This window comes from Amycolatopsis sp. NPDC039088, assembly GCF_055598845.1.
In genome coordinates this window covers 67851-91726 of the sequence record NZ_JBVKAE010000007.1, presented here as the reverse complement: position 1 = coordinate 91726, position 23876 = coordinate 67851, and the positions used below count along the sequence as shown (strand labels likewise).

At 69.0% G+C, this 23876-nt stretch carries 18 protein-coding genes; 10 read left to right on the top strand and 8 right to left on the bottom strand.

The window, feature by feature from the left end; all coding sequences use genetic code 11:
* Positions 1-2: 2 nt before the first annotated feature.
* On the top strand, positions 3-1229 hold the full coding sequence (locus tag ACZ7KI_RS11230; RefSeq protein ID WP_470273001.1) for a cytochrome P450 family protein: 1227 nt from the start codon (positions 3-5) through the stop codon (positions 1227-1229).
* A gap of 73 nt (positions 1230-1302) precedes the next feature.
* On the opposite strand, the gene ACZ7KI_RS11225 is transcribed toward ACZ7KI_RS11230, so the two are convergent.
* Positions 1303-2250 (bottom strand): phosphatase PAP2 family protein, encoded by a 948-nt coding sequence (locus ACZ7KI_RS11225; protein WP_470273000.1) that lies wholly within the window; start codon positions 2248-2250, stop codon positions 1303-1305.
* Positions 2251-2360: 110 nt separating this feature from the next.
* Between ACZ7KI_RS11225 and ACZ7KI_RS11220 the strand changes: the two genes are divergently transcribed.
* The 4 genes from ACZ7KI_RS11220 (at position 2361) to ACZ7KI_RS11205 (ending at position 5827) form a co-directional block, all read left to right on the top strand.
* Positions 2361-3053: a response regulator gene (locus ACZ7KI_RS11220; protein WP_465505072.1), complete on the top strand. Its 693-nt coding sequence runs from the start codon at positions 2361-2363 to the stop codon at positions 3051-3053.
* Positions 3050-4462, top strand: coding sequence for an ATP-binding protein (locus ACZ7KI_RS11215; RefSeq protein ID WP_470272999.1), 1413 nt, complete (start codon positions 3050-3052; stop codon positions 4460-4462). The genes ACZ7KI_RS11220 and ACZ7KI_RS11215 overlap by 4 nt, the downstream gene beginning before the upstream one ends.
* The gene (locus ACZ7KI_RS11210; RefSeq protein ID WP_470272998.1) at positions 4459-4956 is read left to right on the top strand and encodes a GerMN domain-containing protein; all 498 of its coding nucleotides are present in this window, start codon (positions 4459-4461) and stop codon (positions 4954-4956) included. The genes ACZ7KI_RS11215 and ACZ7KI_RS11210 overlap by 4 nt, the downstream gene beginning before the upstream one ends.
* 196 nt (positions 4957-5152) lie before the next feature.
* Entirely contained in the window at positions 5153-5827 is a 675-nt protein-coding gene (locus ACZ7KI_RS11205; RefSeq protein ID WP_470272997.1) for a VldE C-terminal domain-containing protein, read from the top strand.
* A 9-nt stretch (positions 5828-5836) separates the two neighbouring features.
* Here the strand turns inward: ACZ7KI_RS11205 and rnhA are convergent, their stop codons facing one another.
* From rnhA to ACZ7KI_RS11190, 3 genes are read right to left on the bottom strand one after another with little or no spacing between them, the layout of a single operon-like run.
* Positions 5837-6319 (bottom strand): ribonuclease HI, encoded by a 483-nt coding sequence (rnhA, locus tag ACZ7KI_RS11200; RefSeq protein WP_470272996.1) that lies wholly within the window; start codon positions 6317-6319, stop codon positions 5837-5839.
* A gap of 22 nt (positions 6320-6341) precedes the next feature.
* Positions 6342-7532 carry a DNA polymerase IV gene (gene dinB / locus ACZ7KI_RS11195; RefSeq protein ID WP_470272995.1) on the bottom strand — a complete coding sequence of 397 codons (1191 nt, stop codon included), beginning with the start codon at positions 7530-7532 and terminating at the stop codon, positions 6342-6344.
* A 57-nt stretch (positions 7533-7589) separates the two neighbouring features.
* Positions 7590-8006 (bottom strand): DUF6010 family protein, encoded by a 417-nt coding sequence (locus tag ACZ7KI_RS11190; RefSeq protein WP_470272994.1) that lies wholly within the window; start codon positions 8004-8006, stop codon positions 7590-7592.
* A gap of 92 nt (positions 8007-8098) precedes the next feature.
* Here ACZ7KI_RS11190 and ACZ7KI_RS11185 point away from each other — a divergent pair, with 92 nt between their 5' ends.
* The gene (locus ACZ7KI_RS11185; RefSeq protein WP_470272993.1) at positions 8099-9037 is read left to right on the top strand and encodes a GlxA family transcriptional regulator; all 939 of its coding nucleotides are present in this window, start codon (positions 8099-8101) and stop codon (positions 9035-9037) included.
* A 12-nt stretch (positions 9038-9049) separates the two neighbouring features.
* Here the strand turns inward: ACZ7KI_RS11185 and ACZ7KI_RS11180 are convergent, their stop codons facing one another.
* Complete coding sequence (locus ACZ7KI_RS11180; RefSeq protein WP_470272992.1) at positions 9050-9337, bottom strand: hypothetical protein; 288 nt, start codon at positions 9335-9337, stop codon at positions 9050-9052.
* 139 nt (positions 9338-9476) lie between these two features.
* Here ACZ7KI_RS11180 and ACZ7KI_RS11175 point away from each other — a divergent pair, with 139 nt between their 5' ends.
* The 4 genes from ACZ7KI_RS11175 (at position 9477) to ACZ7KI_RS11160 (ending at position 20442) form a co-directional block, all read left to right on the top strand.
* Positions 9477-10736, top strand: coding sequence for an MFS transporter (locus ACZ7KI_RS11175; protein ID WP_470272991.1), 1260 nt, complete (start codon positions 9477-9479; stop codon positions 10734-10736).
* A 422-nt stretch (positions 10737-11158) separates the two neighbouring features.
* Entirely contained in the window at positions 11159-12388 is a 1230-nt protein-coding gene (locus ACZ7KI_RS11170; RefSeq protein WP_470273179.1) for a GGDEF domain-containing protein, read from the top strand.
* Positions 12389-12829: 441 nt separating this feature from the next.
* Complete coding sequence (locus ACZ7KI_RS11165; protein WP_470273178.1) at positions 12830-14062, top strand: HNH endonuclease signature motif containing protein; 1233 nt, start codon at positions 12830-12832, stop codon at positions 14060-14062.
* Positions 14063-14952: 890 nt separating this feature from the next.
* Complete coding sequence (locus ACZ7KI_RS11160; protein WP_470272990.1) at positions 14953-20442, top strand: ATP-binding protein; 5490 nt, start codon at positions 14953-14955, stop codon at positions 20440-20442.
* Positions 20443-20521: 79 nt separating this feature from the next.
* Here ACZ7KI_RS11160 and ACZ7KI_RS11155 read toward each other — a convergent pair whose 3' ends face one another.
* The 3 genes from ACZ7KI_RS11155 to ACZ7KI_RS11145 form a co-directional block, all read right to left on the bottom strand.
* Entirely contained in the window at positions 20522-21073 is a 552-nt protein-coding gene (locus ACZ7KI_RS11155) for a bifunctional nuclease family protein (protein ID WP_470272989.1), read from the bottom strand.
* 10 nt (positions 21074-21083) lie between these two features.
* Positions 21084-22853, bottom strand: coding sequence for an aa3-type cytochrome oxidase subunit I (gene ctaD / locus ACZ7KI_RS11150; RefSeq protein ID WP_470272988.1), 1770 nt, complete (start codon positions 22851-22853; stop codon positions 21084-21086).
* A 106-nt stretch (positions 22854-22959) separates the two neighbouring features.
* The gene (locus tag ACZ7KI_RS11145) at positions 22960-23868 is read right to left on the bottom strand and encodes a LysR family transcriptional regulator (RefSeq protein ID WP_470272987.1); all 909 of its coding nucleotides are present in this window, start codon (positions 23866-23868) and stop codon (positions 22960-22962) included.
* Positions 23869-23876: the final 8 nt, after the last annotated feature.

Here is a 23876-nt window from a genome sequence, read left to right as displayed (position 1 = left end):
GTATGCCAGACGCCGCATACGACGCCGCAGCGGTCCCGGTCATGTTCGGCCCGGACTTCGACCGGGACCCCTCGCCCGCGTACGAATGGCTGCGGGCGAACGCCCCGGCGTTCCGGCTTCCGTTGCCGGGCGACACCTGGACCTGGTTGCTGACCCGGCACGCGGACGTCGTCTCGGCGATGGCCGACCCCCGGTTGTCCAAATGCCCCTCCGTGGCCGCGGAACACTGGCGCAAAGCCAATCTCGGGCTGCCCGCCGACCACCGCCCGACGCTCATCGGGCATATGAACAACGTCGAGGGCGACGAGCACGCGAGGCTGCGGAAGGCCTGTGCCGGCGCGTTCGGGCCACGAAGGCTGCAACATATGCGCGACCGGACGCATCAGCTGGCGAACGAACTGCTCGACCCGATCCTGGAGCGCGGCGAGGGCGACCTCGTCGAGGATTTCGCCTACCCGCTGGGCATCCGGTCGATCTGCGAGCTGATCGGCATCCCCGACACCCTCCTGGCCAAGGTACGCCCGCCCGCGCTGGTGGTCGCCGCCGGTGACGTCACCGACATGCCGTCGATGCTGAAGGCGACCGACGAACTGGACGAACTGCTCGCCGACGTCGTCGCGCGGAAACGGGCCGAACCCGGCGCGGACCTGATCAGCGACCTGCTCGCACAGGAAGCCGCCGGGAAGCTCACCGCGGAAGAGGTCGCCGCGACCGCGTTCCTTTCGCTGATCGCCGGGCACGAGACCACGATCAGCCTCATCGCCTCCACCGCGCTGACCCTCATCACGCATCCGGAGGAGGCGGCCCGCGCCCGCGCCGACGGCTCGCGGCTGACGCTCGTCATCGAGGAGGTCCTGCGCCGCGACACCCCGCTGCAGAACACCAGCTGGCGGTTCGTCACCGAGCCGATGGAACTGGCCGGGCAGCGGATGGAACCGGGCGACCCGATCCTGTTGTCGTTGCTGGCGGCCAATCGTGACCCCGACGTCCACCCCGAACCGCTCGCGTTCCGCCCGGGCGAGCGGCCGGTGCGGCACGTGGCCTTCGGGGTCGGCCCGCATATCTGCATCGGCGCCGCGCTCGCACGGATGCAGGCGTCCGCGGCGCTGGAGACGTTGTTCGACCGCGCGCCGTCGATGACGCTGACCGTGCCCGAAGACCGGCTCGTCTGGTGGCCGAGCGCGATCACCCGAGGTCTGCACAACCTGCCGGTGAAGCTCGGGTCGTGAGTCACGAGAGATGTCACGTATGAGACGGAAAACGTCCCATACGTGACATTCGGGGCACCTCCAAAAACCCGCGTCAGCGGCGGGTCACGAGGCGAGTCTCGAGCAGGTCGTCGACCACCCTGGTCTCCACACCGGCCCGTCGTTCGAACGCGGACCCGCGCAGCGGCCACAGCGCGACCAGCACGATGCCCACCGCGGACAGCGCGGCCAGCACCAGCGCGGCGACGAACTGCGCGGCACCGGCGGTCGCGGTGTGCAGTACGGCGAACCCGATCAGCACGATGCCGGTCGGCAACACCGCGGCCAGTGCCACCAGCGCGGCGGGCGTACGGCGGAGGTCGCGGCGCCGGGTGGTCAGCCAGGCGGCGAGGAGGCAGGCGAAGGACGCCCCCAGCAGGCAGGCACCCGCCGTGTCACTCAGTCGGTGCCAGCCCAGCGCGACGGTCGACGACGCGACCCAGGCGACGGCGACGCCGCCCATCCCGATGATCGCCGGACGGAATCGTTGCGGCAGAACGAAAGCGAGGGCCATCAGAATCGCCATGGCGGCGCTGACGTGTCCGCTCGGGAAGCTGTTGTGCCCGGGACCGTAACCGCCGTCGGGCAGTTCGGGGCGGTCGAGCACGTACAGCTTGAGCAACTGCGCGGTGACGAGCGGGAACACCAGGACACTCAGCGCGGGGACCAGAAGACCGGGTTTCCGGCGAATCAACGCCAGGACGACGAGCCCGACGACGGCCGCGCCGATCACCAGCACCATGTCCTGGTCCCGCAACGGCCCCGCCCAGTCCATTGTGGACCACCGGCCGGACTGCGCGCTGCGGACGACGCCGTTCTCCGCGAGCTGTCCGGCCGACGTGTGCACGAACAGCACGAAGGTCACGACGAACGCGGCGGCCAGTCCCAGTCCGGTGGCGAGCTGGAACACGGCCCTGGACAGGGTGCGCCTGGTCTCGGCGTGCCGCCCCGGCAGGGGACGGTGGGCGGGGGTCGGCTTCGCTTCCTGGGTGAGTACGGCCATGCATCCCACTGTCCCCACGGCGTTTCGCGGTGAGGTCCGGACAATGTCATGGTTCTGCTACAAGATCGAGCCGACTCGCATCCGCGCGCCGTTGTCCGAATAATGGCGGCGTGGCAAGTGTCCTTGTGATCGAAGACGACGCGTCCGTCCGGGAGGGTCTGGAACTCGCGCTGCGCCGTCAGGCGCACACCGTCCACACCGCCGAGAGCGGTGAGCTCGGCCTGGAGAAGCTGCGGGTGTTCCAGCCCGACATCGTCGTACTCGACCTGATGCTGCCCGGGATCGACGGCTTCGAGACCTGCCGCCGCATCCGCGCCGCGGGCGAGGTGCCGATCATCATGCTCACCGCCCGCAGCGACGACTTCGACATCGTGGCCGGGCTGGAGGCCGGCGCCGACGACTACGTGACCAAGCCGATCGAGCCCCGCGTGCTCGACGCCCGGATCCGGGCGGTGCTGCGGCGCGCGGTGAGCGAGAAGCCCGCCGGCGAGGAGAACCCTGGTGGGGAACGGCACGGCGAGCTGGTCATCGACCGCGCCGGGCTGGTGGTCACGAAGAACGGCGTGCCCGTCTCGCTCACCCCGACCGAGCTGAAACTGCTGCTGGAGCTGTCGCGCACGCCCGGACAGGTCTACAGCCGCCAGCAGATCCTCTCCGCCGTGTGGGATCACGACTACCTCGGTGACTCCCGGCTGGTCGACGCCTGTGTCCAGCGGCTGCGCGCGAAGATCGAAGACGTTCCCGCGAAGCCCGATCACGTCCAGACCGTCCGGGGCTTCGGGTACCGGTTCGGCCGTTCATGAGGCTGCTCTCCGGACTGCGGCCCCGGCTCATCCTGGCCTTCGCGGCGATGACGATCATCGGGGCGGCGGCCGCGGCGGGAGCCAGTTACGTCTCGGCCCGCAACGCCATCCTCGAAGCGGTCCAAGACGCGGCGATGAACCAGCTGAAGGACCGGGTCGCCGCGTACGGCCGCCCACTGTCCACGCCACCGACCCAGGAGCAGCTCAACGACTTCGCGGGCAGCCTGCGATTGAACGCCGTCGCGGTCTACCGGGACCTGCGGTCGGTCAACGGCCCGGACCTGACCACGTTCTCCCCCGAACTCCGGGAAACGGTCGCCAAAGACACCCGGATCCAGTTCCAGCGACGGGATCGCGATGCCACCCCAGAGCTCCTGGTGGGCCTGCCGGTGCTGGCACGCCAACCGAACGGGTCGATGGGCGCCACCGGTGTCGAGGTGTACTCACTCACCTCACTCGTCCAGCAGCAACAGGCCATCGAGGAACTCGCGAAGTCCGCGTGGCGGATGGCCGCGCTCGCGCTTCCGCTGGCCGCCGCCCTCGCCTTGCTGGCCGCCAGGCAGGTGCTGCGGCCGGTACGGGCGCTCAACACCGCCGCCGCCCAGCTCGGCGAAGGCAGGCTCGACGTCCGGCTGCCCGCCAAGGGGTCCGACGAACTGGCCGAGCTGGTCACCACCTTCAACAACACGGCCGCGGAACTGGAACGCACGGTCGGCGAGCTGAGAGCCATGGAGGCCGACGCCCGCCGGTTCGTGGCCGACGTGTCGCACGAACTCCGCACCCCGCTCGCGGCGATGAACGCGGTCACCGACGTCCTGGACGAGGACGCCGAGACGCTGCCGCCGGACACCGCCGTCGCGGCGCGGCTGGTCTCCGGCGAGACCCGCAGGCTGACCCGGCTCGTCCAGGACCTGGTCGAGATCTCCCGCTTCGACGCGGGCCGCGCCGAACTCGCGCTCGACGAATGGGATCTCGCGACGGCGATCCGGGACAGCCTCGACGCCCGCGGCTGGCGCGACGGCGAAGACCTGGTCACCGATCTGCCCGACGGCGTCCTCGCCCGGGTGGACCGGCGGCGGCTCGACCTGATCGTGGCCAATCTCGTCGGCAACGCGCTCCGGCACGGCGCCGCGCCGGTCGACGTCCGCCTGCGTACCGACGACGAGAACGTCACGCTGGAGGTCGAAGACCACGGCCCCGGGATCGACCCCGAGGTCCTCCCGCACGTGTTCGACCGGTTCACCAAGGCCGACACCGCCCGCGCCCGGTCCGAGGGCAGCGGGCTGGGCCTGGCGATCGCGCTGGAGAACGCCCGGTTGCACGGCGGCGACATCACGGCGGCCAACACCGGGCACGGCGCCCGGTTCGTCCTGCGTCTGCCGCATCGGGCCGAAGGAGTGACGCGATGAGGAAGATCCGGCTGCTGCCCGCCCTCGCGGCCGCGGCACTGCTGACGGCCTGCGGTGTGCAGCCGACCGGCGTCGTCCCGGCCGGGCCGGGACCGTCGATCCGCGCCACCTCGGGGCCGGCGGTCCTCGGCGGGCTGACGCTGTACTTCGTCTCCGATGGCCGGGTCGTCCCGGTGAGCCGGGCCAGCGAAGGGTTCATCTCCCCCGAGGGCGCGATCACGCTGCTGTTGAAAGGGCCTACGGATCGGGAGGCCGCGCAGGGGCTCACCACGTTCGTTCCGCCCGAAGTGGGGCGGGTCGAGGTGTACGCGAGCGACCCACCGTCCATGGTTCTGCCGTTCAGCGCGCGCAAGCTCTCCGATCAGGCCCTCAACCAGCTGGTCTGCACCGCGATCTCGGCCTCGGCGGCGACGGGACGGGCGCCGCGCGCCCAGGGGATGAACGTGACCTCGCCGGACGGCGCGCTGTACTTCCAGAGCTGCAAGGCCGGCTGACCTCGTCACTCACCGTGCTCACAGAAAAGCACTTCTAGGGTCTGTACGGACGTGAGCCCTGTTCGGTTCACCGATCAAGGTAACTGTGGGCGAGCACACTCACGCGTGACATTGCCGTGTCCATTTCGTAATGTTGCCCGGAGCTCGCGGCCCCCGACGCGAGTTCCCGTCCCCGAAGTGGTGAGTGATCAGAGAAATGGCCGGCAGACATCGCAAGACAAAGGCTCCGCAGTGGAAGCTCCCCGCAGGTATCGCGGCAGCCGTCGCCACGGCGCTCCCGGCGTCGATGTGGCTGACCACCGCAGGTTCCCCTGACGTCGAAGCGGCCAGTGCCGCGCTCGCGCTGCAGGCTCCCCCGGTCTCCAGCGTGACTCCCCCGCCGTCGACCAGCACGACCCCGCCCTCCAGCTCAAGCCCCACCCCGCCGCCCTCGACCACGTCGGCTCCCCCGAAGCCGACGACGTCGACCAAGGCACCCGCCCCGGTGAAGAAGACCGTCCCCGCCGCGACGGCGTCGTGTTCGACCAGCCTCGCCGGCACCAAGCCGCACGTGGCCCAGGTCGGCAACCACATCAAGGCGAAGTTCGGCGTCACGAACGTCGGCGGTGTCGCAGGCCGCGCCAACGCCAGTGACCACCCCTCCGGGCTGGCACTGGACTTCATGGTGGACACCGCCACCGGCAACGCCATCGCCGACTACATCCTGGCCAACCAGAAGGACTTCGGCGTCACCTACGTCATCTGGCGCCAGCGGTACAACGACGGCAGCGGCTGGGACACCATGGAGGACCGCGGCGGCGCGACCGCCAACCACATGGACCACGTCCACGTCTCCTTCGCCAAGAGCGCGAAGGTCAGCGTCAGCTGCTGACGACGCCTTCTAACGACGCCGAGCGGACCGTTCGCCGGGCTGGACCACAGGTCGACCCACGACCTCTTCCACGCCTTTGACGGCGAGCCGGTCCGCTCGCTCGTTCTCCGGATGTCCGGCGTGGCCCTTGACCCAGTGCCATTCGACGTCGTGCTGTGAAGCGGCTTCGTCGAGGCGGCGCCACAGGTCGGCGTTCTTGACCGGCGTCTTGGCCGAGGTCATCCAGCCGTTGTTCTTCCAGTTCCGCACCCAGCTGGTGATGCCGTTCCGGACATACGTGCTGTCGGTGTAGATGTTCACGGTGACCCGGCGTTTCAGGCTTTCCAGCGCTTCGATCGGCGCGGTCAGCTCCATCCGGTTGTTCGTCGTCGGCCCGGGATCCCCGCCGTAGATCTCCTTCTCGACCGTGCCGTACCGCAGCACCGCGCCCCAGCCGCCGGGGCCGGGGTTCCCGCTGCACGCACCATCGGTGTAGATCTCGACTTCCGCCACCCGGACACCCTAGCGACGGGGCTCAGTCCGGCAGGAGCGGCACCCACGGCTCCTCGGCCTGCCCGAGATGCACCGCGCGCGTGATGGACTTCGAGCCGAAGCGGTCCCGGACGGTGTCGAGCGTCAAGTCGAGCGCGTCCCTCGGCTTCGGCTCGAAGGGCAAGGCCAGCTGGATCGCGTCGTCCTTCGACAGATTCGTGAGCGCGAGGCCGATCAGGGTGAGCCCCCGTTCGTCGATCAGCGGTCTCGCCGCGGCCAGCAGCTCGCGCGCCGCGGCGACGATCACGCCGGTCTGTTCGGTCGCTTCCAGCAGCGTGTGCGAGCGCGTCGCCTTGGTGAAGTCGCCGAATCTCATGCGCAGCACGACCGTCCGGCACACCCGGTGCGCCGCGCGCAGCCGCCGCGCGAGGCGATCGGCCAGTGTCAGCAGCATCGCGTCGAGTTCGGCGGGCGAACGCGGCCTGCTGCCGAGCGCGCGCTGCGCGCCGATGGACCCGCGACGGCGGCCGGTCCGCACTCGCCGCGGATCGTCGTTGTGGGACAAGGCATGCAGGTGGGTACCGACGCCACGGCCGAGCATGCGCACGAGTTCCTTCTCGCCGAACCCTTCCATCTGTCCGACCGTCGTGACGCCGCGCTCGCGCAGCTTCCGCGCGGTCACCTCGCCGACGCCCCACAGCCGTTCGACCGGCAGCGGGTGCAGGAATTCCAGCTCCTTGTCGTGCGGTACGACGAGCAGCCCGTCGGGTTTCGCGACGCCGCTGGCGACCTTCGCGAGGAACTTCGTCCGTGCGACGCCGACGGTGATCGGCAGACCGACCTGCTCCAGGACGTCCCGGCGCAGTTTCGCGGCGATCCGGCTCGGCGTGCCTGCGATCTTCAGCAGCCCGCCGACGTCGAGGAAGGCCTCGTCGATCGAAATGCCTTCCACCAGCGGTGTCGTGTTGTCGAAGACCTCGAAGACCGCCTTGCTCGCCTCCGAGTAGGCGTGCATCCGCGGCGGGACCACGATCGCGTCCGGGCACAGGCGCCGCGCCTGGCCGCCGCCCATCGCCGTGCGGACGCCGTACGCCTTGGCCTCGTAACTGGCCGCCAGCACGACCCCTCCGCCGACGATGACCGGCCGGCCGCGCAGGCTCGGGTCGTCCCGCTGCTCGACCGACGCGTAGAACGAATCCAGGTCGGCGTGCAGGATGGGACCCTCGGGCGGCATAGAACATATGTTCGCATCAAGCCGCCCGAACGGCCAAGACCCGGATCGGTCGAACCGTCAGACCGGCGAAGACGCCCGGCGCGCACCGACACGGGCACGCAGGAAGTCCGTCACCGATCGTCCGCCCGCGAAGCACCAGATCGCGATCACCGGATCGCAGAGCGCGCAGCCGAACGAGGAATCGTGCAGGAACGGGATGATCGGGGCGCCCTTGAGATGGTGGACGACGTCCCAGCCGGTGTGCAGGAGCCAGGCGATCCCGATGAACGTCCATGACTCGAGGCCGCGGTACGCCACGTAGGTCACCACCGCGGCGAACGCGAATTCCCAGATCCCGAGGCCGCCACCGCTGAGATACGCGGCGCCCGCGCCCGCGACCATGATCGCGTTGAAGCGGCGGCGGTGTGGTTCGTGGATGAGCGACATGAGGACGACGTAGACGAGGCCGACCAGAATCGGCGCGATGATCATCATGGCTCGACGCTAGAACCGGAGCTTGTCCGCGCCCAGTGGCGTGAACGACGCCTTCCAACGGGATCTCGCCATCGGCGCGGTAGGTTCCGGATATGCACACCGTCGCCGTGCTCGCGCTGGACCAGGTGATCCCGTTCGATCTGTCGACCCCCATCGAGGTCTTCACCAGGACACGGCTGCCGGACGGCGGCGCGGGTTACCGGGTGCTCGTCTGCGCCGAACAGCCGGACGTCGACGCCGGGCATTTCACCTTGCGCGCGCCGCACGGGCTGGAAGCGCTGGGCGAGGCCGACACCATCATCGTTCCCGGCACGGCCGAACCTGCCCGCCCGTTGCCGCGGGCCGTCCATGACGCGCTCACCTCGGCGGCCGCGGCGGGCACGCGGATCGCCTCGATCTGTTCCGGCACCTTCATTCTCGCCGCCGCGGGCCTGCTCGACGGCCTCCGCGCCACCACACACTGGCTCGCCGCCGAATCGCTCGCCGAGGCCTATCCGGCGATCGAGGTCGACCCGGCCGTGCTCTACGTCGACAACGGGCAGATCCTGACGTCGGCGGGTGCCGCCGCGGGCCTGGACCTGTGCCTGCACCTGATCCGCCGCGACCACGGCTCCGCGATCGCGGCCGACGCCGCCCGGCTTTCGGTGATGGCGCTGGAACGCGAAGGCGGTCAGGCGCAGTTCATCGCGCTACGGCATCCCCCGGCGCCCCGCGGTTCGGCGCTGGAGCCCACTTTGCTTTGGATGCAGGAAAACCTCTCGCGCGACCTCACGCTCGCCGCCATCGCCGCGCGCGCCGGGATGAGCACCCGCACGCTGATCCGGCACTTCCGCGAACAGACCGGGACGACACCGCTGCAGTGGCTGCACCGGACGCGGATCCGGCAGGCGCAGCATCTGCTCGAGACCACGCAGGACGCGGTCGAGCGGATCGGCGCCGAGGTCGGGTTCGGCTCACCGACCTCGTTCCGCGAGCGGTTCAAGCGCACGACGGGCGTCAGTCCCGGCACCTATCGACGCGCTTTCCGTTGAGCCGCAACAAGTTCAGGCGACCAAGGCGGATTCGGCGCCGGCACGCACCCTGGCCTGCTCGGCGAAACGCCTTCGGGCGACGACGACTCTGAGCCATCGTTCGGAGCGTTCGACGTCCAGACCGGAGGTGGCGCGGGCGAGTACTTCGGCGGCGTGCGCGGCGGAATCGATCTCCGCGGCGGCGCCGAGGTAGTCGCCGGACTCGATGAGCTTGTACGCGTGGCGCATCTCGGTCTGCGCGGTCGAGTAGATGGCGTAGGCGGCCAGGTTGTGCGCCAGCGGACCCAGTGAATGCGACATCGGATTCTCCGTCCTTGTCTTCCTTGCCTCTCTGCTGACACGTCGAACGGTGGCGCGGCGGTTCGACATGACCACGGATATTTTTCGAACTTCCTCGCAGGGTTGCGCAAAGTGGGCGCTTCACGACAGCCTGAAGCGCATGCCAGCCCGAGCGGCGTCGTTCCGCAGTGTCTTCGCGGTCGCCGAGTTCCGCCGGATCTGGCTCGCGCATCTGCTCTCGGTCGCCGGTGACCAGCTGGCCAGGGTCGCGCTCACGGTGCTCGTGTTCGACCGGACGTCGTCGGCGGGCTGGGCCTCGGCCGCGTACGCGCTGACTTTCGTGCCCGATCTCCTCGGGGGTGCGCTGGGCGGCGTCGCGGACCGGTTCTCGCGTCGCACGGTGATGGTGGCCACCGACGTCGGCCGCGCGGTCCTGATCGCGCTGATGGCGGTGCCCGGACTGCCGTTGCCCGCCGCGGCCGCCCTGTTGTTCCTCGTGCAGCTCATGGCCGGACCGTTCTACACGGCGCGGCAAGCGCTGCTGCCGGATCTGCTCGACCCGGACCGATTGGTCGTCGGGCAGGCCGTCATCTCGTCGACGTATCAAGCCGGGCTCGTGGTGGGGTTCGGCGCGGGCGCCGCCGTCGTCACCGGCCTCGGTGTGCCCGGTGCGCTGCTGATCGACGCGGGCACGTTCGCGCTCTCGGCACTCATGCTCCGCTTCGGGCTCAGGCGGTACCCGCCCTCGGCCCCACGCCACCACAAACGTCCGTCCCTGATCGCGGGCTGCCGTCTGGTCGCCCGCGACCGCAAGCTGCGATGGCTGCTGCTCGTCGCCTGCTGCTGCGGTTTCTACGTCGTCCCCGAGGGCCTCGCCGTCCCGGTCGCGGCCGAACTGGGCGGCGCGGATGCCCTGCCGTGGCTGTTGGCCGCGAACCCGGTCGGCTCGGTGCTCGGCGGGATCCTCCTGAGCCGGATCCCGCGCGAACGGCAGGTCCGGATACTGGGCGCGCTGGCGGTGGCGAGCAGCCTGGTGCTGATCCCGACAGGCTGGGTGCCGGGCCTGATCCCCATCGTCGTGCTGTGGACGATCTCGGGTGCGTTCTCCGCGCACGACATGATCACCCAGACGCAGTACAGCCTCGCCGCGCCGCCCGACCATCGCGGTCAGGTGATCGGGGTCGCGATCGCCGCGTTGCGCGCGGCACAGGCGGCGGGTATCGCCGCGGCCGGGCTGGTGGCGCAGGTCGTCGCGCCGACCACGGTGATCACCGTCGCGGCGGCCGCGGGTGTGGTGGTCGCCGGTGTCGCCGGCGTCGGCTGGTCGCGAGCGGTGTCGTCCCGCCGCGGCCCCGGAGATCCCGGGGATCACGTGAGGCCGGTCGGCGGGACGACACCGGTTGGTGAGCACGGTTCCTGACAGCGGCCGGTCATCACGTCCAGTTGTTGTCACGACGGGTCGTCCAGTTGTTGTCACGCACTACGTTCACCTCCCTTCGAAAATCCGAGCGCACGCCCGTGGGGCAGATCACTCACGTCCAGTTGTTGTCACGCCGAGTGGTCCAGTTGTTGTCCCGCATGCTGTTCACCTCCCTCGAAATAGCGATGAACCCGGCAAATCACTCACCAGTTGTTGTCCTGCATCGGTGCACCTCCCTCGTTTCGGTTCGGCTGTCCGGGGGAATTCGCGGCCGCGCTTCTTATCGTCCGGACAACGAGGGTCGTCGCAGTCCCGGTTCGATTACGGTGTAGATCACCGACGGAAGAGGGTGCGTGGACGGACGACTCGGCGGAGCGCGGCGGAGGCTCAGGGCCTGGCACCTGTGGAGCCTGCCGCGACCTGTGCGTTCCTACGTGCTGGTCGTGAATCTCATCGCAGTCCTCTCGACCGCCGCCACGGCCCGGCTGGTCCCGGTCACCGGCACCGACCTGGTCCGTTTCGGCATCTTGACGCTCTGCGCGGCCATCGCGATCGAGGGCACCCGGCAGATCGAACGCCAACGGGAGTACGACAGGGCCCCGTCGGTCGCCTACGTCGACACCAAGGCGGTCTGGAGCGTCGCCGCCGTCATCGCGCTGCCGCCGGTGCTCGCCGCCGCGATGGTCGTCGTGACCTACACCATCGCATGGCTCCGGATCTGGCCACACCAACGGCCGGTACTACCCCATCGGTGGATCTTTTCCGCCGCGACGGTGCTCTGCGGCAGCCAGGCCGCCGTCGTCGTCCTCAGCCTCGGCATGCGTCACTATCCCGGTTCGCCCGACTCCGGGCTGCTCGCTGGACTGGGTGACCTCGCCGTCATCATCGTGGCCGCGGCCCTGCGCTGGGCGATCAACACGGTGCTGGTGATGATCGCGATCGCGCTCTCGTCACCGCCGAAATCGATCGGCGAACTGTTCTCCGGCTTCGGTGACCAGATCCTCGAGGCCGGCGCACTCGGCCTCGGCCTGGTGACGGCCGTCGTGCTCGTACAGGCGAACCCAATGGTGCTGGTCGGCGTCGTCATCGCGCTGGTCGCCCTGCACCGCGGGCTGCTGCTCACGCAGTACCGGCGCGACGCGCACACCGACGCCACCACCGGACTCGTCACGAAACGCCGCTGGCGCCAGCTGGCCGAAGAGCACCTCGGCCGTACGCGCGCGGGCCGCAAACTCGGCGTGCTGTTCCTCGACCTCGACAACTTCAAGACGATCAACGACACCTACGGTCACCCCAACGGCGACCTCGTCCTGCGCGCCGTCGGCGACGCGCTGCGCGCCGAGATCCGCGAGCAGGACGTCTGCGGACGGTGGGGCGGCGAGGAGTTCGCGATCGTCATCCCGGACGTCCACAGCGAGGAGACCCTGCGCCAGGTGGCCGAACGGATCCGGCACCAGGTCGCGATGGTCTCGGTCGCACTGCCCGACCGCGACACGGTGCTGACCGACCTGACCGTGTCGATCGGCGGGGCGTTGTACCCGGCCGCCAACGTCTCCAGCGTCGACGATCTCCTCGTCGCCACCGACACCGCGCTCTACCGGGCGAAGCAAGGTGGCCGCAATCGCGTCGAGTTGGCTCCGCCTGTTCAGTAGGGGTTCGGTGACGGCCTTTCGGTCTCGCCTGGGTGGATGTTGCCGGAATTCGGTAATGGTGCTCGGCTTCGGGGGTGGAGAGCTGTCGTAGGGCTTGCTCAAACCGGGGCGGCACTTGGGAACCGACCCACGCAGGAGGGTGTTGCCGGAACTCGGCAACGGTGCACCCACCTCAGAGGTAGAGCTGTCGTGAGGCTCGCGTAGGCCGGGGCGCCTTGGGAACCGACCCACACAAGAGACTGTCGCCGGAATTCGGCAACGCTGCACCCACCTCAGAGGTAAAGACCTGTCACGAGGCACACGTAAACCGCGGCACCCCTTGGGAAACGACCCACACAAGAGGATGTTGCCGAAATTCGGCAACGGCTGCGGTGTTCGCATGATCCAGAACTGTCGGTGGCCGGTTGTACGGTTCTCGGCGTGGATACCCAAGCCGCGCCTGTGGCGCTTCTCGAAGAAATTGTTGATCCTGATCTTTTGGAGTTGGTCAATGCTTCCGTAGATTCGTTGGACGATAAGGATTCCGTGGCTGTGGCGAAGGCTGCGTCGGCGGGGATCGCGCGGTTGGAGGCGGTGCGGTTCCGGGCGTTGGCTCAGCTGAACCGGCATCGTGGGGGTGCGGGAAGCGTGGTTCAGGAAGTCGCGGTCGAGTTGTCCTTTATGGACAATCACGCGGGTGCGATGGTCTCCGCCGCGGCCGCGTTGACCACCCGCCTGCCCCGCACCCTGCATTTGATGGACCAAGGAAAACTGTGTGGTTTCGGTGCGATGAAAGTCGTCGCCGCCACCGCGTGGTTGTCGGATGAGAACGCCCGCGCCGCCGATGCGGTGCTGGAGGATCGGTTGCCGGGCAGGAATGCCGATCAGATCCGGAAGGCGGCGAATCACGCGGCGAACATGGTGGATCGTGATGGTGCGGATAAGCGTGCGAAGCATAACCGGGAGGGGCGTCGTCTCAGGTTGCGGCAGGGCGAGACCGGGGTGGCGTCGATCGAGGTCGAGGACGGTCCCGCCGAGAAGGTCACCGCTGCTTACCGCCGGATCGACCGTGAAGCCCGCGCCTTGCGGAAGGATGGGGAGACCCGGACGCTGGATCAGCTGCGTGCGGATATCGCGCTCGATCTCCTGCTCGGCGGGCAGGGCGGCACCAGCGAACGCACCGAAGTGTTCCTGTACATGGATCTGTTCACCTATCTCGGGCTGAACAACGACCCCGCCGAGCTGGCCGGACACGGCCATATTCCGGCGGGGTTGGCCCGGCACATCGCGACCGGGCCGGACACGGTGTTGCGTCGGATCGTCACGGATCCGTTGTCGGGGCAGGTGCTGGATCTCGGGCGGGATCGGTACCGGCCGTCGGCGGGGCTGGGCGAGTTTGTGCGAGTCCGGGATCGTGAGTGTCGAAGACCCGGCTGCCACCGTCCGGCGCAAGCCTGCGATCTGGACCATGCGGTGCCCTGGCAGTTCGGTGGCCACACCAACGCCGACGAATTGATCGACCTCTGCCGCCGCGACCACCGCCTCAAAGACGAACCCGGCTGGACCTACCACCTCGCCCCTGACGGCACCCTGACCGTCACCACCCCCACCGGACACAGCTACGACAGCACACCACCGCCCCTCCACGAACCCCGGACCGAAAGCCCCCTGGCCGACGAGCCGCCACCGTTCTGAGCGCCGTTGCCGGGAAACGGCAAAGGTTGGTGCGTCTCGGTGCGGTCCGAACTTCGTTCGCGGACAGGAAGGGTGTGCCCGGCGTCGTGCGTGCTGCTCGCCACGAATGACCGCAGACAGCCTCACGAACCCCAAACACCAACCCCGTCGACCGACGAACCACCGCCGTCCTGAACCCCGTCGCCAGGAAACGGCAACAGCCGACACGCACGGCGCGCTGCGGACCACGTTCGCGACGAAGCGCGTTCTCGAGCGGGGAGGGTGTCCTCCGGCGTCGTGCCTGCTGCTCTCCGCGAGGGGACCGCCGACGGCGTCACGATCTCCGCACACCAACCCCGTCGACCGACGAACCACCACCGTTCTGAGCGCCATCGCCAGGAAACGGCAACAGCCGACACGCACGGCGCGCTGCGGACCACGTTCGCGACGAAGCGCGTCCACGAGCGGGCAAGGGCGTCCCCGGCACCGTCTAGCCAGCGAACCACCGCCGTCCTGAACCCCGTCGCCAGAAAACGGCAACGCCTGCCTCCGGCACCGCGCCATTACCGAAGAACGACGACACCTCCCGAACACACCCCACGCCCACGCCCCCGCCCAGCCAGGCTGCCCCCCGATGAAACCGGCGTGAACACCTGGTGACACCTCACGGCCCCCGGCCACCAAGCTCGGCCCGCGATTGTCCACTTCATCACCTCATTCGCCCCCTCGCCGAGGTGTTCCAGGACACTTTTTGGCGGGTTCCTACAAGACCGGGCCCTCGGCATGCGCCACCGACGACATTCTCGTACCGGCCGGTAAGAGGCAGGCTGTAAACAGGTACAGGTGACTGTCCCGCGCGTGATCCGGCGGGATGTCGCCTGTTGTGCTGCGTACTTTGGGAGGCTCAGTCGGTGTTCAGTCGTGTCGCCATCGTCAACCGCGGAGAAGCCGCGATGCGGCTCATCCATGCCGTCCGCGAGCTTTCGGCGGAGACCGGACAGCGGATCGAGACCGTCGCTCTCTACACGGATGCGGACCGGTCGGCGACGTTCGTGCGGGAAGCCGACATCAGCTACAACCTGGGTCCCGCCTCGGCGCGTCCCTATCTGGACTTCGCCGTGCTGGAGCGGGCCCTGACCGAGACCGGGGCCGATTCGGCCTGGGTCGGCTGGGGTTTCGTGGCCGAGGATCCGGCCTTCGCCGAGCTGTGTGAGCGGCTGGGCGTCACCTTCATCGGCCCGAGCCCGGACGCGATGCGCAAGCTCGGTGACAAGATCGGCGCGAAGCTGATCGCCGAGGAGGTCGGCGTTCCGGTCGCCCCGTGGAGCCGCGGCGCCGTCGCGGATCTCGACGCCGCCATCAAGGCCGCCGAGGAGATCGGCTACCCGCTGATGCTCAAGGCGACCGCGGGCGGTGGTGGCCGCGGAATCCGCGTCATCACCTCGGCCGACGAACTCAAGGACGCCTACGAGCGCACCAGCCTGGAGGCCGAGCGCGCCTTCGGCAGTGGCGTCGTGTTCCTGGAGCGCCTGGTCACCGGTGCCCGGCACGTCGAGGTCCAGGTCATCGCCGACGGCCAGGGCACCGCGTGGGCGCTCGGCGTCCGCGACTGTTCGGTGCAGCGCCGCAACCAGAAGATCATCGAAGAGTCCTCTTCCCCGGTGCTGAGCCCCGAGCAGGCCGACGAGCTCAAGCGGTCCGCCGAGCGGCTCGCGCTCGCCGTCGGCTACCGCGGCGCCGGCACGGTCGAGTTCCTCTACCACCCTGGCGACAAGCTGTTCGCCTTCCTGGAGGTCAACACCCGCCTGCAGGTCGAGCATCCGATCACCGAACTGACCACCGGCATGGACCTGGTCAAGGCCCAGCTGCACGTCGCGTCCGGCGGCAAGCTCGAAGGCCTCCAGCCCGCCGAAGCCGGTCACGCTGTCGAGGCGCGGCTCAACGCCGAGGACCCCGATCGCGACTTCGCCCCGTCTCCCGGCCGCATCGCGCGCCTGGACCTGCCCGCGGGCCCCGGCATCCGGGTCGACACCGGGGTCAGTGAGGGCGACACGATCCCGGCCGACTTCGACTCGATGATCGCGAAGATCATCGCCTACGGCCGCGACCGCGACGAGGCGCTCGGCCGTCTGCGCCGCGCGATGGCGCAGACCACGGTCATCATCGAGGGCGGCGCGACCAACAAGAGCTTCGTCCTCGACCTGCTCGACCAGCCCGAGGTGATCGACGGCAGCGCCGACACCGGCTGGATCGACCGCGTCCGCGGCGAGGGCAAGCTGGTCACGCACCGCCATTCGGCGATCGCGCTCGCGGCCGCCGCGATCGAGGCCTACGAGGATGAGGAAGCCGTTGAGCGCCAACGACTTCTCTCCACCGCGCACGGTGGCCGCCCGCAGGTCCAGCACGAGAGCGGCCGTCCGCTCGACCTCAAACTGCGCGGCGCCGCCTACCGGGTGAGCGTGGCCAGGATCGGCCACCGGCGGTTCCGCGTCGGCGTCTCCGCCGCCGGCGGCGACATCCACGCCGCCGATGTCGAGGTCGACCGTTTCGACGAGCACACCGGCCAGATCACCGTCAACGGCACCCGTTTCCGCCTGGTCACCGGCACACACGGGCCCATCCACCTGGTCGAGGTCGACGGCGTCACCCACCGCGTCAGCCGCGACGAGGGCGGCGTCGTCCGCTCCCCCGCACCCGCGCTCGTCGTCGCGACGCCGCTCGAGGTCGGTGCGGAGGTCGAGGCGGGCGCACCGGTGCTGGTGCTGGAAAGCATGAAGATGGAGACGGTGCTTCGCGCGCCGTTCCGCGCGAAGCTGCGCGAGTGCGTCGTCTCGGTCGGCAGCCAGGTCGAGACCGGCGCTCCGCTGCTGCGCCTCGAGCCGCTGGCGGAAGAGGGCGCCGAGGTCGTCGAGGACACCGGCAGCGTCGAGATCGAGCTGCCCGTGGAACCGGACAGCGCGTCGACGCCACAACGGATTGCGCGGGGACAGCAGGACCTGCGCAGCCTCCTGCTCGGCTTCGACGTCGACCCGCACGACGAGCGCCGCACGCTCAGCGCGTATCTGGCCGCCCGTACCGAAGTCGAGGACAACGGTGACCGCCCGCTGGAGGGCGAGGTCGAACTGCTGACCGTGTTCGCCGACCTGTCCGAGCTGATCCGCAACAAGCCGGCGGGCGAGGAGACCAAGACCGACACCCGGGTGCACAGCGCCCGCGAGTTCTTCCACACCTACCTGCAGAGCCTCGACGTCGAACGCGCCGGTCTGTCGGACTCGTTCCAGAACAAGCTCAAGAAGGTACTGGCGCATTACGGCGTCAAGGAGCTGGAGCGGACGCCGGAGCTGGAGGAAGCGGTCTTCCGCATCTTCCTCGCCCAGCAGCGGGCCGCTTCCGACGTCGCGATCGTCACCGCGCTGCTGCGGCAGTGGCTCACCGAGGCGCAGCCGTTCGAGGCGATGCGCGAACCGGCGGGCAAGGCGCTGGAGCAGCTCATCGCCGCCACCCAGGTCCGCTTCCCGGTGGTCAGCGACCTCGCGCGCAGTGTGGTGTTCCGCTGGTTCGCCCAGCCGCTGCTGCGCCGCACCCGCGCCGAGGTCTACAGCGAGGTCCGGAAGCACCTGCGCCACCTCGACCGGCACCCGGACTCGCCGGACCGCGCCGAGCGGATCGCGAGCATGCTGGCCAGCGCGCAGCCGCTGGTCCGCCTGCTCGGGCAGCGGATCGGGCGCCCCGGCACCGACCACACCCCGCTGCTCGAAGTGCTGAGCCGTCGCTACTACGGCAACCGCGCGCTCACCGGCGTCGGTCAGGTCACCGTCGGCGACTGCACCTTCGTCACCGGTGACTACGCCGACGACGGCGAGCGGTTCCACATGGCCACCACCGCCGTCGACCGCGCCGGGCTGCCCGGGGCGATCAAGGCGGTCGCCGATCTCGCCGCCGGACTGCCCGCCGACACCGACGTCGAGGCGGACCTCTATCTGACCTGGGACGACGAGTCGGCCGACGACGACGCGATGGCCGCCGGACTGCGCGAGGTCCTCACGGCCGAGTCGCTGCCGAGCCGGATCCGGCGCATCACCACCACGGTCGCCGGCCACAGCGGCGCGGTGATGCACCACCACTTCACCTTCCGCCCGTCCTCGACCGGCTTCAGCGAGGAACGGCTCATCCGCGGCCTGCACCCGCTGATCGCCCAGCGGATGCAGTTGCAGCGGCTGGCGAACTTCGACCTCACGCGGCTGCCGTCCGGTGACGAGGACGTCTACCTGTTCAAGTGCGTGGCGCCGATGAACCCGGCGGACCAGCGTCTGGTCGCGCTCGCCCAGGTCCGAGACCTGACCCCGTTGCGGGACAACGACGGCAAACTGCTGGCCCTGCCCGCGGTCGAAGGCACCCTGGCCGGTTGCCTCGACGCGATCCGGGAAGTGCAGGCGAAGCTTCCGCCGAAGAAACGCTTCGACACCAACCGGATCATGCTCTATGTGTGGCCGACCAGTGACCTCACCGGCGAAGAGCTGAACACGGTCGCGCAGCGCGTGCAGCCGTCGACGGCCGGCGCGGGTCTCGAAGAGGTCCAGTTCCTCGGCAGGCAGCGCGACCGCGCGACCGGCGAGGTCACCGAGGTCGCCGTGCGGATCGGCTACGACGTCAGCGGCGGCGTGCAGATGACCCTGTCCGAGCCCACCACCGGGCCGATCCTGCCGCTCGACGACTACCACCAGAACGTCCTGCGCGCCCGGCGCCGCGACACGGTGTACCCGTACGAGCTGACCAAGATGCTCGGTTCGTTCACCGAGTACGACATGGACGACAGCAACACCCTCGTCCCCGTCGAACGGCCGATGGGGCGGAACAAGGCGGCGATCGTCGCCGGTGTGGTCACCACGCCGACCGAGCGGTACCCGGAGGGTGTCAAACGGGTGGTGCTGCTGGGCGACCCGACGAAGGCGCTCGGCGCGCTGTCGGAGCCCGAGTGCTCGCGGGTGATCGCGGCACTGGACCTCGCCGAACGGATGCGGGTCCCGCTGGAGTGGTACGCGCTCTCGGCCGGAGCCCGGATCTCGATGGAGTCCGGTACCGAGAACATGGACTGGGTCGCGGCCGCGCTCAAGCGGATCGTGCACTTCACCCAGGACGGCGGCGAGATCAACATCGTCGTGGCGGGGATCAACGTCGGTGCCCAGCCGTACTGGAACGCCGAAGCGACGATGCTCATGCACACCAAGGGAATCCTGGTGATGACGCCGGATTCCGCGATGGTGCTGACCGGCAAGCAGTCGCTCGACTTCTCCGGTGGTGTCTCGGCCGAGGACAACTTCGGCATCGGCGGCTACGACCGTGTCATGGGCCCGAACGGCCAGGCGCAGTACTGGGCGCCGAACCTCGCCGCGGCCCGTGACGTGCTGATGTCGCACTACGACCACACCTACGTGGCACCGGAGGAGTCCGGTCCGCGCAAGGCGGTCACGAACGACCCGGTCGACCGGGACATCTCCTCGTTCCCGCACGCGGCCGTCGACAGCGACTTCACCACGGTCGGCCAGATCTTCTCGCGTGAGGCCAACCCCGACCGCAAGAAGCCGTTCGACATCCGCACCGTGATGCGCGCGCTGTCGGACCAGGACCACCCGGTGCTGGAACGCTGGCCGGGAATGGCCGACGCGGAGACCGCGGCCGTGCAGGACGTGCACCTCGGCGGACGGCCGGTCTGCCTGCTCGGCATCGAGTCGCGTTCGGTGCCTCGCCGCGGCTTCCCGCCTACCGATGGCCCGGACACCTACACCGCGGGCACGCTGTTCCCGCGGTCGTCGAAGAAGGCGGCGCGGGCGATCAACGCGGCGAGCGGCAACCGGCCGCTGGTGGTGCTGGCGAACCTGTCCGGTTTCGACGGCTCGCCGGAGTCGATGCGGAAACTGCAGCTGGAGTACGGCGCGGAGATCGGCAGGGCGATCGTCAACTTCGAGGGCCCGATCGTGTTCTGCGTGATCTCGCGGTACCACGGTGGCGCTTTCGTGGTCTTCTCGAAGGCGCTGAACCCGAACATGACGGTGCTGGCGCTGGAGGGTTCGTTCGCCTCCGTGCTCGGCGGGGCGCCCGCCGCGGCGGTCGTGTTCGCCGGTGAGGTCAACGCGCGGACCGCGGCGGATGAGCGGGTGCGGTCGCTGACGGAGAAGCTCAGCGGGGCGACCGGTGCCGAACGTGCCGCGCTGGCCGCGGAACTGGCCGAAGTCCAGTCGTCGGTGCGGTCGGAGAAACTGGGCGCGGTCGCCGCCGAGTTCGACGGCGTGCACAGCATCGAACGCGCGGTGAAGGTCGGATCGGTGGACGCGATCATCAGCGCGGCCGAGATGCGGCCGCGCATCATCGAGGCGATCGAGCGGGGCCTGGCTAAAAAGTAGTACTCAAGTGAAATGAAGGGGCCTTTCATTGCGAATTTTGCAATGAAAGGCCCCTTCATTTCATCGGTCGGCAGGCGGCTCAAGCCTTGGGGTCGGCAGGCGGCTCAGGCGGAACGTCCCCGAAGTCCTCCGGCACGATCTTGTCCAAAGCCGCCCGGAACTCCTCCACCTCCCGTTCCTGCTCGACCGGATCGGACGGCACCGTCGGCAGTTCGGCGTCAGGCCCGGATCCGACGATCTCGACCCGCACCGAAGCCACTTCCAGTACCGAGTCGGCCACCTTGATCCCGACGCCGGCGCGCAACCCGATCGCGACCGCGTCGCTCGGCCGGGCCGAAATGCGGATATCGGAGTCGAGTACGAGGTCCGCGAAGAAAATCCCGTCCCGCAGCGCGGTGACCTCGACGCCGGTGACGTGGTGCCCGAACGATTCCACCACCTGGCCGATGAGTTCGATCGTGCCGGGACGCGGCAGCTGGATCCTCTCCTGTGCGAGCGCCACCGCGCTCGCCTCGGGGCCGCCGATCGTGATCGCCAGCCAGCGGCGTTCGCCCTCCCGCTCGCGCAGCAGCATCACCGGTGCGGCTTCCGGAGCCAGGACTGCCATCCCCTCGACGTCCATCGGGATCATGCGCGGTACCTCATTCCTTCGGTGAGCCGGTGTCGTCGTCCGCCAACGCCTTGTCCGCCACCACTTCCGAGGGTGCGGGCTGGTCGCGGCGCTGGAACGGGGTCGTATGCCCCTCGGCGCGCAGCCGCGGGATCATATGCGGATAGTGCAGTTCGAACGCCGGTCGTTCGGACCGGATCCTCGGCAGGTCGAAGAAGTTGTGCCGGGGAGGTGGGCAGGTCGTCGCCCACTCCAGGGAATTCCCGTGTCCCCACGGGTCGTCGACCTCAACGACTTCGCCGAACCGGTAGCTGCGGACGACGTTCCAGACGAACGGCAGCACCGACGCGCCGAGCAGGAACGCGCCGATCGTGGAAATGGTGTGCAGCAAGGTGAAACCGTCGGTGCTCAGGTAGTCGGCGTAGCGGCGCGGCATGCCCTGGTTGCCGAGCCAGTGCTGGACCAGGAACGTCGTGTGGAAACCGATGAAGGTGGTCCAGAAATGCAGTTTCGCGAGCCGCTCGTCGAGCAGGCGCCCGGTCATCTTGGGGAACCAGAAGTAGATCCCGGCGAAGGTGGCGAACACGATCGTCCCGAACAGCACGTAGTGGAAATGCGCCACCACGAAATAGGTGTCGTGGATGTGGAAGTCCAAGGGCGGCGCGGCGAGGATGATCCCGGTCAGCCCGCCGAGCAAAAAGGTCACCATGAACCCGATCGACCACAGCATCGGTGATTCGAAGGTCAGCTGCCCTTTCCACATGGTGCCGATCCAGTTGAAGAACTTGATCCCGGTCGGCACCGCGATGAGGAAGGTCATGAAGGAGAAGAACGGCAGCAGCACCGCGCCGGTGGCGAACATGTGGTGTGCCCAGACGGCGAAGGACAGCGCGGTGATCCCGATCGTCGCGAACACCATGAGTTTGTAGCCGAACAGCGGTTTCCGGCTGAACACCGGGACGATTTCGGTGATGATGCCGAAATACGGCAACGCGACGATGTACACCTCGGGATGGCCGAAGAACCAGAACAGGTGCTGGAACAGGATCGCCCCGCCGTTGGCCGGATCGAAGACGTGCGCGCCGAGCCGTCTGTCCGCTTCCAGCCCGAACAGCGCCGCGGTGAGGATCGGGAAGACCGCCAGGATCAGGATCGTGGTGAACAGGATGTTCCAGGTGAACAGCGGCAACCGCCACATGGTCATCCCCGGCGCGCGCAGGCAGAGGATCGTGGTGACCATGTTGACCGCGCCGAGGATCGTCCCGAGCCCGGAGACGATCAGGCCCATGATCACCAGATCGGCGCCGACACCCGGGGTGTGCGCGGCGCTGGAGAGCGGCGTGTACATCGTCCAGCCGAAGTCGGGAGCGCCGCCCGGCGTGACGAACGAGCTGAGCGCCATCAGCCCGCCGAAGAGGTACAGCCAGTAGGAGAACGCGTTCAGCCTCGGGAAGGCGACGTCCGGTGACCCGATCTGCAGCGGCAGGATGTAGTTGGCGAAGGCGAAAAGGTTCGGTGTCGCGTACAGCAGCAGCATGATGAGGCCGTGCATGGTGAACAGCTGGTTGTACTGCTCCTGCGACAGGAACTGCATGCCCGGTCTGCCCAGTTCGCCGCGCATCAGCAGGGCCATGAACCCGCCGATGAGGAAGAACGCGAACGAGGTGCCCAGATAGAGCAGGCCGATGGTCTTGTGGTCGGTGGTGCGGATGACGCTGAGGAACACGCTGCCCTTGGGGGAACGCGGCCGTCCGCCGAAGCGGGCAGCCTCCGGGCGGGACGAGGTCTTCACGGCGGTCATGGCCACTCCCAGCACGAGGACACACCTTCTGACAGCTGGTACCCCTCCAGGAGAGTCCCTACACACCGGCTTTTCAAGGGCCGGCGGACGATTCGCCCGTTCGCCGTCAGCCGCGGGGACCCCGGGAGCGGACCGCGAGCGCCAGCAGTGCGGCGGCCGGTCCGGCGAGGCGACGCCCGGCGGGCCACACCGCACGCAGTTCCCGGCCGAAATCGACACCCTCGACCGCGACCTGGACGAGCCTGCGGTCGGCGACGTCCCGCGCGACGTCGAGTTCGCTGATTACCGCCGGTCCTGCGCCCGCGACCACGGCGTTGCGGACCGCGGAGGCGGATCCCAGCTCCAGCAACGGTTTCGCCGGGCCGACGCCGGCCTTGCGCAACGCGGTGTCCACGGTTTCCCTTGTCCCGGAACCCGGCTCGCGGACCACCAGCGGCGTGACCGCCAGTTCGGCCGCGGTCAGCGGGCGGCGTCTGCGCGCCCACGGATGGCTTCCGGCCACGACGAGGACCAGCCGATCGGTGGCCACCCGCCTGGCCGAAAGACCGGGCAATGCGCCGGGCGACTCGACGAAGCCGAGATCGACCTTGCCCTCCCTGGCCAGTTCGGCGGCCTGGTCGGAGTTCGTGACCTCCAGTCCGAGGTAGAGCCCTGGATTCCCGCGTTTGAGTTCGCCGATCCAGCCCGGTACCAGATGTTCGGCCAGCGTCATGCTCGCCGCGACGCGCAGTTGCGCCTCGTGCTGGGTGCGCAACGCTTCGGCACCGTCGAGGAGCCCGTCGAGTTCGGCGAGCACGCGGTGGGCCCAGCCCGCGATGACCCGGCCGTCGGGGGTGAGCGCGGATCCGCGCCGGGTGCGATCGACCAGCACCAGCCCGAGCCGTCGTTCCACTGTGGACAGTCGTTTGCTCGCCGACGGCTGGGCGATCCCGAGCCTGGCCGCGGCCTGCCCGATACTGCCGAGCTCGTCCACGAGCACCAGCAGGCGCAGGGAGTCCAGATCGGGTGCGGTCATAGCCCAAG